Origin of the sequence: Leucobacter chromiireducens subsp. solipictus (genome assembly GCF_016758195.1) — a bacterium.
Taxonomy (GTDB): domain Bacteria; phylum Actinomycetota; class Actinomycetes; order Actinomycetales; family Microbacteriaceae; genus Leucobacter; species Leucobacter solipictus.
In genome coordinates this window covers 386,631-399,621 of the sequence record NZ_QYAC01000002.1, presented here as the reverse complement: position 1 = coordinate 399,621, position 12,991 = coordinate 386,631, and the positions used below count along the sequence as shown (strand labels likewise).

The 12,991-nt window shown below is 69.7% G+C and carries 10 protein-coding genes; 2 read left to right on the top strand and 8 right to left on the bottom strand.

Features of this window, described 5'->3' with window-relative positions:
* The first annotated feature begins 74 nt into the window (after positions 1 to 74).
* Positions 75 to 833 (top strand): polyprenol monophosphomannose synthase, encoded by a 759-nt coding sequence (locus tag D3230_RS05245; protein ID WP_202343954.1) that lies wholly within the window; start codon positions 75 to 77, stop codon positions 831 to 833.
* Positions 834 to 955: 122 nt separating this feature from the next.
* On the opposite strand, the gene hpf is transcribed toward D3230_RS05245, so the two are convergent.
* The 5 genes from hpf to mtrA all read right to left on the bottom strand — a co-directional run bounded on the left by hpf (position 956) and on the right by mtrA (position 6,569).
* The gene (hpf, locus tag D3230_RS05240; protein ID WP_202343953.1) at positions 956 to 1,585 is read right to left on the bottom strand and encodes a ribosome hibernation-promoting factor, HPF/YfiA family; all 630 of its coding nucleotides are present in this window, start codon (positions 1,583 to 1,585) and stop codon (positions 956 to 958) included.
* Positions 1,586 to 1,603: 18 nt separating this feature from the next.
* Entirely contained in the window at positions 1,604 to 2,392 is a 789-nt protein-coding gene (locus D3230_RS05235; protein WP_202343952.1) for a ComF family protein, read from the bottom strand.
* Positions 2,393 to 2,492: 100 nt separating this feature from the next.
* Positions 2,493 to 4,181: an LpqB family beta-propeller domain-containing protein gene (locus D3230_RS05230; RefSeq protein WP_202343951.1), complete on the bottom strand. Its 1,689-nt coding sequence runs from the start codon at positions 4,179 to 4,181 to the stop codon at positions 2,493 to 2,495.
* Positions 4,178 to 5,923: an MtrAB system histidine kinase MtrB gene (gene mtrB / locus D3230_RS05225; RefSeq protein WP_337249097.1), complete on the bottom strand. Its 1,746-nt coding sequence runs from the start codon at positions 5,921 to 5,923 to the stop codon at positions 4,178 to 4,180. The genes D3230_RS05230 and mtrB overlap by 4 nt, the downstream gene beginning before the upstream one ends.
* Positions 5,886 to 6,569 (bottom strand): MtrAB system response regulator MtrA, encoded by a 684-nt coding sequence (gene mtrA / locus D3230_RS05220; protein ID WP_202343950.1) that lies wholly within the window; start codon positions 6,567 to 6,569, stop codon positions 5,886 to 5,888. The genes mtrB and mtrA overlap by 38 nt, the downstream gene beginning before the upstream one ends.
* Before the next feature lie 115 nt (positions 6,570 to 6,684).
* On the opposite strand from mtrA, the gene D3230_RS05215 reads away from it, so the two are divergent.
* Positions 6,685 to 7,344 (top strand): MIP/aquaporin family protein, encoded by a 660-nt coding sequence (locus D3230_RS05215; RefSeq protein ID WP_202343949.1) that lies wholly within the window; start codon positions 6,685 to 6,687, stop codon positions 7,342 to 7,344.
* 440 nt (positions 7,345 to 7,784) lie between these two features.
* Here D3230_RS05215 and D3230_RS05210 read toward each other — a convergent pair whose 3' ends face one another.
* From D3230_RS05210 to D3230_RS05200, 3 genes are read right to left on the bottom strand one after another with little or no spacing between them, the layout of a single operon-like run.
* Complete coding sequence (locus D3230_RS05210) at positions 7,785 to 8,201, bottom strand: metallopeptidase family protein (protein WP_202343948.1); 417 nt, start codon at positions 8,199 to 8,201, stop codon at positions 7,785 to 7,787.
* A gap of 45 nt (positions 8,202 to 8,246) precedes the next feature.
* Positions 8,247 to 9,644, bottom strand: a complete 1,398-nt coding sequence (locus D3230_RS05205; RefSeq protein WP_202343947.1) for a DUF5719 family protein — start codon at positions 9,642 to 9,644, stop codon at positions 8,247 to 8,249.
* Positions 9,641 to 12,988: a glycosyltransferase family 2 protein gene (locus D3230_RS05200; protein ID WP_202343946.1), complete on the bottom strand. Its 3,348-nt coding sequence runs from the start codon at positions 12,986 to 12,988 to the stop codon at positions 9,641 to 9,643. The genes D3230_RS05205 and D3230_RS05200 overlap by 4 nt, the downstream gene beginning before the upstream one ends.
* Positions 12,989 to 12,991: the final 3 nt, after the last annotated feature.

Here is a 12,991-nt window from a genome sequence, read left to right as displayed (position 1 = left end):
GGGGCGGCCTCCCGTGTGCATTCCCCACCGTCCGCGGGGTCGCGAACCTCACACACTCTGACAGGATGGAAGCGATGGATCGCACCGAGACGCCGCCCCGGGACGCCCCGCGTGGCGAGGTGCTCGTGCTGCTCCCGACCTACAACGAGCGCGCGACGCTGCCCGCCACGGTCGCCGGAATCCTGCATCATGTTCCTGACGCGCACCTGCTCATCATCGACGACGGCAGCCCCGATGGGACCGGGCGGATCGCCGACGAGCTCGCCGCAGACCCCCGGGTCAGCGTGCACCACCGCACCGGCAAGCTCGGGCTCGGCACCGCGTACTCCTGGGGCTTTCAGGCGGCGCAGGATCGCGGCTACCGCTACGCCGTCGAGATGGATTCCGACGGCTCACACCTCGCCGCAGAGTTGCCAGCGCTGCTCGCGGCGGCGCGGGCGGGAGCCGGGCTCGTGATCGGCACGCGCTGGATCCCGGGCGGTCGGATCGTGAACTGGCCCTGGTATCGGCGCTGGATCTCCCGCACGGGCACTTCCGTGGCGCGGCTCGCGCTTCGTTCCTCGCTGCACGACCTCACGAGCGGGTTCCGCGTGCTGGATACGCGGTGGCTGCAGCACCTCGACCTGCGTGAGCTCGATTCGCAGGGGTACGCGTTTCAGGTGGAAACGGCCTGGTCGCTCGAACGTCTCGGGTGCCCGATCGCCGAGGTTCCCATCACCTTTGTGGAGCGGACCGAGGGGCGCTCGAAGATGAGCGTCGGCATTGTGTGGGAAGCGCTGGCAGGCGTGCTGCGCTGGGGCTGGCGATTGCGCTTCCCCCGTCGGGAGCCGTAACCCCGGGCGCGGCCGCACTCGTGTGCCTTCCCGCGGTGCACGCAGAGAACTGCCCCCGGCCCCGCAGATTTCACGGGGTCGGGGGCATGCCATCCTGTGGCGTTCAGAGCCGCTCAGGAAGGCTACACCTCCGCGAGCGAGATGACGCCGTAGTTCCATCCCTTCCGACGGTAGACCACGCTCGGCTTCCCGCTTTCGGTCTCCACGAACAAGAAGAAGTCGTGACCCACGAGCTCCATCTGGTCGACGGCATCCTCAACGGAGAGCTGCTCAGCGGGGAACTCCTTGCTGCGGATCACCACGGGCGAGTACTGCTCTTCCGCACCATCACCGCCCGCGGGCTCGCTGCCGTTCGCGACCGCCTCCAGCACCTCGAGCGGTGCCGGTTCGATATCGACCATGCCAAAATCATTCGCGGTCGCATCTCCCAGCGACACTCGGCCCCGCCCGCGTCGATCCTGCAGTCGGTCCTTCATTCGCCGGATCCGCTCGAGCACGCGCCCGTAGGCGATGTCGAAGGCGGTGTACTTGTCGCTCCCGTGGGACTCCGCACGAATCACGGGTCCCGGTCCCACCAGGGTGATCTCCACCTGGTCGCCGTTTTGGGGGCTCCGGTCGGTTTGCCGGGACACCCGAATCTCAAGCGACTGCGCCTTCGGCAGCAACCCCGCGACCTTCTCGGCCCGCGACTCGACATACTGCTCGAAGCGATCGGTGATCCCGACGTTCTTTCCGCGAATGTTGACGTCCATGGTGACCTCCCAGGGGACTCAGGCGGGTGGGCCAGTGCGGCGCACCGCTACGCCTTTCCCGAACTCTACTCCACTCCGCGATCCGGTTTCCACCCCCTCATCTGAGCATTTTCCCGACGCCGGTGGTCTGCGCTCCGCCACGCAGAGGACCGCGGTCGCGACGACTCGGGCACCCGCCGTTTCGAGGCATGCCCGCGCTGCTCGCAGGGTGGCCCCCGTGGTGAGGACGTCATCGACGAGCACGATCTCCCGTCCCCGGAGTCGGGCGCGAGCCCGCGCTCGCACGGCGACTCGCGCCGCATTCTCCGCACGCTGTGCCGGGCTGAGTCCCACCTGGCTCCGGCGCCCACGACGTGTGCGGAGCGCACGGACGGGCCGGTACGGCCGTCCGAGCCGCGCCACAGTGACCGCGGACCGCACCAGCACTTCGACGTGGCGATACCCGCGTTCGCGCGTCCGAGCCGGGCGAGACGGCGCGCACACGACAAGCGGCGGCGCCGGACCGGCCGCGGCGGCAATCCCGGCACCGAGCGGCCCCACGAGCTGCCGTCCCAGTTCACGCGCAAATCGCACGTGACCTCCGTGTTTGAACGCGACCAGCAGCGCGGCGATCGGCCCCTCGTATCTCGCGCGGGCGAAGCACGAAATCTCCTCCAGCATGCTCCGGAGCAGGACCGTCTCGCGCACCACTTGCAGGCACCGCGCGCAACAGTCACGGTCCGGGGTGCCGCAGCTCACGCATGCCGTCGGCCACAGCACGGCGAGCAGGTCGAGGCCGAGTTCTCGCAGCCACGGGAGGATTCGCATATCCCCAGTGTCCGCCCTTCGCGCGGCAGCCCCACACCGGGTGCGCCAGGTGTGGAAAACCTGGCGGCGTTGCCCGATGCCGCACGGGTTGTGAGCGACGCTACCCGCGCTTCGCGAGTACCTCGATCTCGTCCTCGCTGCGTTGCCACCCCGCGCCCTGCGGCGAGAAGAGGTCCCCATCAGATCCCAACACCCGCAAGGCGGAACGTCCGCCGCCGCCGCTCACGTGGATGCCCCCGGGGACCGACGTCCGTTCGATCCCGAACAGACCGACACCGCCCACCGTGACCTTGCCCGCGGATCCGACGCCCGTCAGCGCCGCAAAGCTGAGCTGTCCCACCCAGTCCAGGTCACGCGGGGTTCCCGCCGCCCAGAGCTTCGTGTCCGCGCCCTCCACGGTGCGCAGCGGCAGGCCGCTCTCGTCTCGGATAACGCCCGAGACGAGCACGTGGGATTCCTCCCCATCCGCGACCAGCGCGGCGACCCTGCTGCCGTCCGGCGACAGCCGCACCGCGGCGGGCGAGCGCCCGGCAAGCCAGGGCGTCGGCACCTCCGTTGCCGTTCCATCCGGGGCGGTCGCCAGCAGCGCGGCGGAGTCCGAGCGCGACACGGTCCACACATAGCCGAGCGGATCAAGGCTTGGATCCAACAGATCTTCGCGTCCGTCGACGAGAATGGCACCGTTGGCGTCCACTCGGGTCACGCCGGATTCGTTCAGCACGGCGGCCGTCTGCTCGTCGGCAGACAGCGTGATCGATTGCGGATCGAAGTCGTGCAGGCTCGCGCCCAGGCCCTGCCAGGCGGAGAACTCGCCCGAGACCACCGTGCCGAACTCGTCGCCGATCATGACGGCGGGGGCCTGGGTCAGGGTGACCGGGCGGGGTGCCGTGGCGTCCTCCTCCGGGGTCGGCCGCAACGGTGTTCCCTCCACCAGCAGCTCGAAGCCGGTCACTCCAGGTACGGTCTGCAAACTCGTCTTCAACTGCTGACGGATCTGCCCCATCGCTTCGGGGCCGGCTTCGAGGACCGTGTTGGTGAGGTCGATACGCGCTTTCCCGTCCACGACCGGCACCGAATTCGATGCGAGAGACGTGCCCGCGGGGAAGCCGCTGCGGACGACCTCGCGCATGCGCTCCCCGGGCCCTTCAAGAAGCGCGCCGACGATCTCGGTCACCAACGCGGTTCGCGTGAGGAACCAGCGGGTCTCGGGCACCAACAGGTTCCCTGCCCCCACGAAGTACAACTGGTGAGACGACCAAATCGTGGAGAACGTGTTTGCGTCGAGGATGATCCCGCTGGGGGCCGATGAGATCCGCCACTCCCCCGCAACGCGCTCGAACTCGAACCGCATCTCCATGCTGGGCCCGGGGGCGACGGGCAGCATGTCCCCCGCGGAGTCCAGCTTGGCGGTGGTCGACAGCGAGAGTACGCCCGCGGTGTTCCCATCCTGTCGGTACGGCCGGGTGCCCTCGTCGATGAGCACGCCGTAGTACGGATCCCACTGGCTCGAGTACTCCGCGGTCAGGAACTCGCGCGCGGTGGCGTAGTCGTCGACCGACGAGGTCGCGGCGAGAACAAACCCGCGCACGAGGTCTTCCTGGCTCGCCCCGGTAATCGGCCCGGAGGGCTTGTACTGGTACACCTGATCCACCTGCTGCAGGTCTTTCAGGCCCCCCTGCACCGGACCCGAGTTCGGGATCGCGGTGCACCCCGCCAGGAGCATGCCGCCCGCGAGAAGCGCCGCAATCGCGCGTGCTCGGGGGCGTCGGGACTGTGCAGGAGTCGTCATCGCCGCTTGTCCTTCCGAATCCGTCGCCCGGGCCGGCGCAGCCAGCCACCGGACGGCCGCGGGTCGCCCGCTTCCACTTCAACGCCCTCCGGCACCAGGGGCAACGGCGACACGAAACTGGTGATGTGTTCGTCGCGCGGGAGCGTCAGCCGGAAGTTGGTGCCCACACCCGGGCGCGACCACGCCTCGAGAATGCCTCCGTGCACGGCCGCATCTTCCTGGGCGATGGCGAGGCCGAGCCCCGTGCCCCCGAGCGTGCGTTTGCGGGATGGATCGGCGCGCCAGAACCGGTCGAAGACCTGCTCGAGTTCGGCCGCCGTCATCCCCACGCCCCAGTCTCGAACCGACAACGCAATCGCGGACGCGTTCGAGTCGATCGTGATGTCGATCGCCTGATCCTCACCGTGCTCGATCGCGTTCCCGACCAGATTCGAGATGATTCGCCGCACGCGTCGCGGGTCCACTTCGATCGGGGCATACCCGCCCAGCGCGTGCACCTCGATGGGCCCGGGTGAGAGGGTCCGAAGGCTGTCGACGACCTCGGTGGCGAGCGCAACCAGGTTCACCGACTCCGTTTCCAGCGTCACTCGACCCGCGTCGTAGCGGGAGATCTCGAGCAGGTCGCCCAGCAAGACCTCGAACCGCTCGACCTGCGTTCCCAACACTTCCACCGCGCGCTGCTGGCCCGCGGGCAATCCACCCGCGGTGCTCTGCAGGACCTCGCTCGCGAGCCGGATCGTGGTGAGCGGTGTCCGTAGCTCGTGCGACACGTCCGAGACGAAGCGCTGCTGCATCTCGGAGAGCGTGTCGAGCTCTTGAATGCGCGCCTGGAGCGTGTCGGCCATGTCGTTGAAGCCCTCCGACAGCACGTCGAAGTCCTCGTCGTTCTGCTGCGGCATCCGCGCATCGCTCTCGCCCGCCGCGAGCCGCCGGCTCGCCGCGGCCGCGGCCCGGAGCGGGCGGAACACGATCCGGGACATGATCCACACCAGGATCCCGATGAACGCCATCATCGCCGCGGCGGTAATCAGGAGCGTGCGCTGCACGAAGCTCAGGGTCGACTGGGTGTCCGCGAGGTTGTAGCCGATGAACAGGTCGTAGGTTCCCGCGCCGGCCGGAAACTCCAGCGTGGACCCCACGATGATGCCGGGCGAACTCGAACCGTCCTCCCCGAGGAACGTGACCGCCTGCCAGTGCTGCGGTTCACGCTCGGACACGAGCGCCTCCGAGAGTTCCGGCGTGACCGTGTCGATCAGCATGTTCGCCGTGGTGGTGGGGGGCGGAGCCTCCGGAAACGCCGCCTGTCCCGGCTGGCGGCGCAGGTACATGAGCTGACTCGATGAGGTGTCTTGCACCATGCGTCGCACCGTGGTCGAGAGGAGCGAGAGACCGCCGCGATCCGAGGCATCCGAGGCGTCAATGTGCCGTTGGGCCGCGAGGGTGGCGCGCGCCGAGTCCTGCAGCGCCTGCTCTTTGCGCGAACTGTACAGATCGTTCCCGATGCTCGTGAGGATGAAGACCCCCGCGATGAGCACCATGAAGCCGGTGACGAGCCCCGTGATCGTCATGGTCCGCACCATCAGGGAGCGGCGCCACCGCGCACGAAACGGCCCGAAGACGGGCTGCGACCAGCGCGTCCAACGGAGCTGCAGCCGGCGCAGGGCGATCGCGAGGCGCGAGCGGCGGGTGCGCACGGTGCCCGCGTTACTCGACAGGCGCACCGGCGCGGTACCCCACGCCACGGACCGTCGTCACGATGGTCGGATGGTCCGGATCCTGCTCGATCTTGGCGCGCAGCCGCTGCACGTGCACGTTGACGAGCCGCGTATCGGCCTTGTACTGGTAGCCCCACACCCGTTCGAGCAGCACCTCACGGGTGAACACCTGCTGGGGTTTCCGCGCGAGGATGGTGAGCAGGTCGAACTCCAGCGGCGTCAGCGGGATCGCCTGCGCGCCGCGGCGGACCTCGTGCGCCGCGACATCGATCGTCAGGTCGCCGATGCGCAGGGTCTCCGTGGCCTCCTGTTGCGGCTCACGCAGCCGGGCCCGGATCCGCGCGATCAGCTCCACCGGGTTGAACGGCTTCACCACGTAATCGTCGGCACCGGCCTCGAGTCCGCGGACCACGTCGCGTGTGTCCGTCCGAGCCGTCAGCATGATGATCGGGGTGCCAGATTCAGACCGGATCTTCTCGGCAACCTCGATGCCGTCGAGGCCCGGGAGCATCACATCAAGCAGTACCAGGTCTGGCCGCATCTCACGAAATCGCTCTACGGCGTCCGTGCCGTCGAAGGAGAACTCGGTCTCGAAGCCCTCGCCCTGCAGCACCATGCCCAGCATCTCGGCAAGCGCCCTGTCATCATCAACCACCAAGATGCGCGCACTCATGCTCCCATTATGGCGGTGCCACCTGAAGATTGTGGGGTTCCACCGTGTCGTGCAGTGTTTTGTCATAATAAAATTACCTGTGGAAATGCCCGGGATTCTCAGAAAGAGAGCTGTTATGACTGGAACCGCCCGCAGTGCGGCGGCGGAAGCACTCGCCACCTTCTTGTTTGTGTTTGTCATCGTTGCGGCGGTGAACAACGCTGGCGGCCTCACGCCCATCGTCATCGGCTTCGCGCTGATGTCACTGATCTTCGCCACCGGCCATATCTCGGGTGGCCACCTCAACCCCGTCGTCTCGCTCGCAGCGCTGATGCGCGGCGTGATCTCGGGCGGGGAATTCATCGCCTACGTCATCGCTCAGTTCGTGGGCGGCGTGCTCGGCGCCCTGCTGGCGTCGACGATCTGGCCAGCACCCGAGGCGGGCCCCATGCAGATCGAGGTGGGCCCCGCGTTCCTCGTCGAGGCCATCGTCACGTTTGTGCTCGTCTACGTGATCCTGAACGTCGCCACGTCGAAGGATCACCCTGACAACTCCTTCTACGGCCTGGCCATCGGCTCGACCATCGTCGTGGGTGCCGCGGCCGCCGGCCCCGTCTCCGGCGGCGGCTTCAACCCCGCGGTCGCGCTCGGCCTCGGGTTCTCGGGCCAGTTCGACTGGGCCAACATGTGGCTCTACTTCCTCGCTCCGCTCGTCGGCGGCGTGCTCGGCGCGCTCGCGTTCCGTCTCCTCAACAGCGACGACGTGATTCAGCGCCAGAAGCGGGTTGCCGCGTAGTCGCGGCACACCACACGCGACGCGCGGGTGCGGCCCCGAGGGTGGGGCCGCACCCGCGCGCGTGTCTCCGCGGCGCGCACGTGCCGGTCACGCGCGCCGCAGGCCCAGCCGCGCCGACCAAGACTTCGGGGCCACCCCAGCCGCCCCGGAACCAGCCGCGCCTACCAGCCGCGCCCACCAGCGCCGGATCCAGCCGCGCCCACCAGCCGCACCTACCAGCGCCGGATCCAGCCGCGCCCACCGAAACCTCGGAGATCCTGCGCCCAGGGTCCGTTTTCGGGGGAAAATCTCCTCGGATTCCGTGGATCTCCTGCGGAATGATCGACGCCCGAAGTGCTCAGACCGGGCTCCGCTCCCGAGACCCGTGATTCCGGAGCGTCCGAGCGGAGCGGGAACCGCGACACGTCGCCGACGGCACCACGCTGCTCCGCCGAGGCGAGCTAGTAGTGGTCGAAGCGGCCGGGAAGCAGTTCCCAGGGCTCGCGCCCCAGGTACTCGCACACCGCAAGATAGACGCAGTGCTCGACAAAGTAGCGCCGATGCTCGTCGTCGTCGACGTGCAAGCCGCGGGCACGCTGAATGGGCATCCGGAACAGCATGATGGTCCGCGCCGCGCGATCGACGGTGTAGAGCAGGGGGTTCCCCCCACCGCCGTCACCCGTCGGGGCGGTCTGGAAGCCGATGCGTACCCCGTCGAGTTCCTCGGGAAAGTGCGCCTGCAGGAGCGACACGACTCCCCGAGCCTGCACCTCGAAGCGCGCGATACGGCTCGCCGGATCCGGCAGGCCGGGCCCGACAATCGATGATCGGATCGGTCGCCGCCCGTGACGACGGGAGTGACGCACGCGACCAGACATGCTCCCAGTCTACGGGGCCGCGACTCCCGTCACGCGAGCGCGGCGCTACCGCGTGAAGACGGTGAGCTCGCCGTCGCGCGGATCCGGCGCCACCACGGGGTACCCGGCGAGGTCCCCGCCCTGGAGGAACCGGACGCCCGCGTGCACCGGCTCGGAGCTCGTCACCACGGCGTCGCTCGGCGCGGAAACGGTTGCCGCGGCACCCGATGCGACGGTCAGCGTTCGCGGCTTCCCCTTCCCGCTCGCGGCGGCGACCTCCACCTTGGCGGGTTCCGCGCCCACGTTTGCGATCACCAGTTGCCCACCGGAGACCACCGGGGCCGCGGTCGGAGTGTCCGCGGCGATCGCTGGGGCCGGCACGAACCACTCGTTGTCGTGGTGCTGACGCTTGGTCACCGAGCCGAGGGCGCTAGCGATGACCGGCACGTCCGAGTCCACCACCAGGGCGTGCGCGCCCTTCGGCCAGACGGGGATGCTGAGTTCGCCCACCGCACCGGGGACGAGGTCGATGACGCCGAGCTCGGTGGCCGTTCCGGACGCGTCGATCGCTCGGGCGCGCAGCTGGCCACCCGTGTCTCCGGATGCGAGCGCGCGCAGCAGAACGGGGAATTCGTCCCCCTCACCGGAATCGGAGGGGCCGTGCTCGTGGTCGCTCTCGTTCGCGATCGCCGGGATCACCAGCTGCGTCTCGGGTGCGGCCTGCCGGGACACGGAAGAAATCGCGAACGGCTCGATCCCCAGGCTCTGCCCCACGCCCAGGCTCGCCGTGACCGGCGCGCCGGTGCTCACGACTCGCACCGCGAGGCGTTCCCGGTCTGGCGCATAACCGTTGACCGAAACCGTTTGCTCGGACCCCGCAGGGACGAGCACGCTGGCCATCTGGAGATCGTCGACCGGCCCGTTCTCGTCGAACACCGACACGACCACGGTCGCGGGCACTGTGCCCGGGTTCGCGAGGCTCAGGGTGGTCGAGACGCCCAGCGAGCTCGCGCCGCCGAGGACCCACTGTTCATTCACCGGTTCCGCGCAGGCACTGCCCACCACACCGCGGAGGGTTTCCGTCTGCACGGACTGGAGCTGCGCGGCCGCAAGCGGCTCGGACATCGGGGCGGTCAGCGCCGCCGTCAAGCCTTCGCCGCCCTCGGGCCGCGTGACGCTCACCGCATTGCTCGCCGTGCCCGAGACCACGACCTCCGGCGCCCCGATGGGGATGGTCACTCCGGGCCGGTCCGGATCCGCGCCGAGCACACCGAACGCACCTGCGCACACGAGGGTGCGGTTCGCGTTGTGGGTGGTATCCACGACCACGGGCTCCGGGGCGCTCGTGACGCCGGGCAGCGTCATATTGCCAATCAGCACCGAGGCCGTTGCGGCGACGCCGACCACGAGGAGGCCGGTGACCGCCCGCGCGCTCCCGCGCAGGATCCGAGATCGATCACTCATCGCTTCGCTCCCCCTGTGGGATCGGTGCCCGGGTCAGTGTCCGGGCTCGGGTCGGCATCGGTGTCGTGACTCGGGCCCGGATCCGTGTCCGGGTTCGGCTCGAGATCCGCGCTGGGTTCGGGGTCAATGCCGGTCACGGCTGTCGGCGCTGGCTCCGCGTCGGGCACCGGGTCGACCTCGGGTGTCGGCGCCACCTCGTGCACCGGCTCGGACGCCGGCTCCGCCTCGGACACGGGCGCAAGCTCGGGCTCGGGCACGGGCACCGCCTCGAGCGCCGGATCCACCTCGGGCTCGGGCACCGCCTCGGACGCCGGAGCCACTTCAGGCGCGGACTCCGCCTCTGGCGCGGGCGCCGCTGCGGGTGCCGGCTCCACCACGGGTGCCGCCTCCACCTCGGACGCTGGCTCGACTTCGGCCGCCGGATCTACGGCGGGTTCCTGCGCTTGCGCTGGCTGCGCCGCCACGTCCTCGGGTTCGGGGACCGGGGCCGGCGCGACGACCACGGGGGCCGGGCTCCCCGCCGCCTTGCGTGCCGCCCGAGCGGCCGCGCGCTGCTTCCGACGTGAGGGGCGGATCCGGCGTTCAGGCCGGTAGGTCACCTCGCCGGTCGGGAGAGCGAGCAGCAGCACGCCGAGCAACACGACGAGCTGGATCGCCCAGATGGTTTGGCCGCTCAGCGACGTCCCGCCCACGCGCTGGGTGGCGTCCCCGGGTGCCTCCTGCTCGGTCTCCGGGTCCACCACACGCCACAACAGCCCCTGATCGGTGAGGCCCGCGCTGGCGAGCGCATCGTGCTGATCGAACATCCGCTGCAACTCGGCGCGCTCGGTGTCGCTCCCCGTGCTCGGGAGCAGCACGAAGCCGATCCCGGCGTCGCGGAGCTCGCCGCTCAGATCCGGGCCGCCGACGCTCGCCAGGCCGCCCACGAGCTCCGCGAGTGCGCGGTCCGCGGCGGTGCTCTCCGGGGTGCGTTCCGCGCTCCGGATTTGGTCGAGTCGGAGCCCGGATCCGGTGATCACCTGGGCACGCACGGCGTGCGGGGCCTCGGCGGTGATCGTGAGCGTCTTGATCCCGGGCTGCTGTTCTCCCGCTGCCTGCACCAGCGCGGGCATTTGCGAACTCGCGGGACCGAACGGCACCTTGGCGAGCAGCAGCTGAGCGCCGACCGGAGTGACCGCGAGGAGTGCGGCGACCAGGGCAACCGCCACGAGCGAGCCCGCAGCCCGGCGGAGCGTGCCCGCCCCGACCGCGGCGAGGCTCAGGATCGCGAGCCAGTACACCGCGAGGCCGGATCCGGTCCAGAGCGCGACGCTCTCGTCGCCGACCACCACGAGCCGGAGCTGCGAGGCAGCAAGTGCCGTGAGAATTCCGAGGCCGCCGAGCAGCGCGCTGAACAGCGTGACGGCGACGCGACCCGTGAACATGCCGAGAATCGCGAGCAGCGCGATCGGGAGCATCAGGACGCCGACCACCAGCGTTGCGGGAACACCCGTCACGCCCGCACCGTCAAGGATCGTGCCCCAGCCGTCGAGGCCAAACTCCGGGAAGCCCAGCAGCAGGTGCCACGGCGTTGCCGCCGTGAACGGCGTCACGATCCCCGGATCCAGCAGAATGTCGAGGGGGCGTCCCGCGAGCACGCTCGTCACGATCTTCGGCGCGAAGAGCACCACCGGGACGAGCGCGGTGGTCAGGACCCGAGCGGCACCTCGCAGCGTCGTGCACAGGCCCACCACGAACAGCACGGCCGCTGCGGGCAAGAGCACGGGGGCCGCGGCCAGCGCCACCCCGGCGAGCAGCGACGCCGTACCCGCCCAGCTCCAGGATTCGCGTGACCGGGTCGCCGCAAGCAGCAGCCACGGCAGCACCACGGTGAGCACGAGGGTCGGCAGCATCCCGCTCGCCATCGACCCGAGCAGGACGGGGCTGAGCGCGAATCCGAGTGCAGCGAGCGCGCGGCCCGCCTTCGACTCGGTGAGCTGGGCCGCCCAGATCCATGCGCCCAGCGCCGTCAGCGGGATCGCCGCGACCAACAGCAGCACGACCGCGTGTGAGGGGTTCCAGAACGTCAGGGAGCCGAGCAGCGCAAGGACCCAGGTGAAGGGATCAGCGGGGACCCCGTCGAGTGCGCGGGTGTTCCACCACAGCTGACCGATGTCGCTCAGCGGTGCCAGGCTTCCGCCGGCCAGGTTCGTGCGTGGCAGCGCCCACCAGCTCAGGGCGATCGCTGCGACGACGGCGGCCACCAGCACGGCGAGGCCGCCGGAGGAGATGAAGTGCAGTTCGTGGCGCTGGCGCCCGGTCGAGGCCAGGATCGCCTCGCGGTCGATCATGCGCGCGGTGCGCACGCTCTTCGGATCGATCCTGAGCTGTCGGAGCGCGGCCCAGCCCGCCGTATTATGCGCCTTGATTCGGCGGCGCGACGCGAGGATCGCGTGGGGCCGGAAGAACACGCTCATGGCCGACACGAACTCGCCGAGCATATTTCCCGGTTGTTCCCGGATCAGGGCCCAGGCGACCCGGAACAGCGCAAGCAGCGGAAGCCCGAGCCACGCCAGGAACGCGAGCGGGGCCGGAGCGTAGGCGATCCGGCGATGGAGATGGGCCGTCCGGGCTTGGCGGTGCGCCTGCCGCAGTACGGAACGCTGGCGATCAATGCGCGGGCCAGCCACCCCGCTCTGGGCGAAGCGAACGCGTGACGCCGGGGCGACCTCGACGCGGTGTCCCGCGAGACGCGCGCGCACGCAGAAGTCGAGTCCGTCATCGTAGACGGGAAGCGCCGGATCGAAGCCGCCCAGCTGCTCCCACACGTCACGGCGCACCAGCATCCCGACCGGCCCCACGCCCAACACGTCCTGCATATGGTCGTACTGCTGCTGGTCGAGTTCCTGACGACGCAGGGTCCACCGCGCACCGGTCCGCGTGAGGCTCTGCCCCAGTTCGATGATGTACTCGGGACGGTCCCAGTCCACAAGCTTCGGACCCGCGACCGCCACCGAAGGGGCGCGCTGCACCGCGCTCAGAATGCGTTCGAGCGCCTGCGGCTCAGGGCAGGCGTCCTCGCTCAACAGCCAGAGCCACTCCGTGGTGTCCGGGTCGTCATTCGGGGTGCCCGCGGCCTGCACGCCCTGCGCCACGGCCTGACCGAATGAGACGCGGGAGCCGACGCCGATCACCCGCTCCGCACCGCTGGTCAGGAGCTGCTGCCCGACGCTCTCTGGGCCGCCGTTATTGACGGCGACCATCGCCGAGGGCGCGACGGATTGCGCCGCGATGCCGGCAATGGTCTGGTCTAGCCACTCCCCGCCCTGTTGGGCGACCAGGATGACAGTTACTCTCGTGCGCATATC

What these genes read in the sequence shown, in the direction of transcription:
- D3230_RS05245 (WP_202343954.1), top strand. Translation starts at nt 75, where the DNA reads ATGGATCGCACCGAGACGCCGCCCCGGGACGCCCCGCGTGGCGAGGTG.
- hpf (WP_202343953.1), bottom strand. Translation starts at nt 1,585, where the DNA reads ATGGACGTCAACATTCGCGGAAAGAACGTCGGGATCACCGATCGCTTC.
- D3230_RS05235 (WP_202343952.1), bottom strand. Translation starts at nt 2,392, where the DNA reads ATGCGAATCCTCCCGTGGCTGCGAGAACTCGGCCTCGACCTGCTCGCC.
- D3230_RS05230 (WP_202343951.1), bottom strand. Translation starts at nt 4,181, where the DNA reads ATGACGACTCCTGCACAGTCCCGACGCCCCCGAGCACGCGCGATTGCG.
- mtrA (WP_202343950.1), bottom strand. Translation starts at nt 6,569, where the DNA reads ATGAGTGCGCGCATCTTGGTGGTTGATGATGACAGGGCGCTTGCCGAG.
- D3230_RS05215 (WP_202343949.1), top strand. Translation starts at nt 6,685, where the DNA reads ATGACTGGAACCGCCCGCAGTGCGGCGGCGGAAGCACTCGCCACCTTC.
- D3230_RS05210 (WP_202343948.1), bottom strand. Translation starts at nt 8,201, where the DNA reads ATGTCTGGTCGCGTGCGTCACTCCCGTCGTCACGGGCGGCGACCGATC.
- D3230_RS05205 (WP_202343947.1), bottom strand. Translation starts at nt 9,644, where the DNA reads ATGAGTGATCGATCTCGGATCCTGCGCGGGAGCGCGCGGGCGGTCACC.
- D3230_RS05200 (WP_202343946.1), bottom strand. Translation starts at nt 12,988, where the DNA reads ATGCGCACGAGAGTAACTGTCATCCTGGTCGCCCAACAGGGCGGGGAG.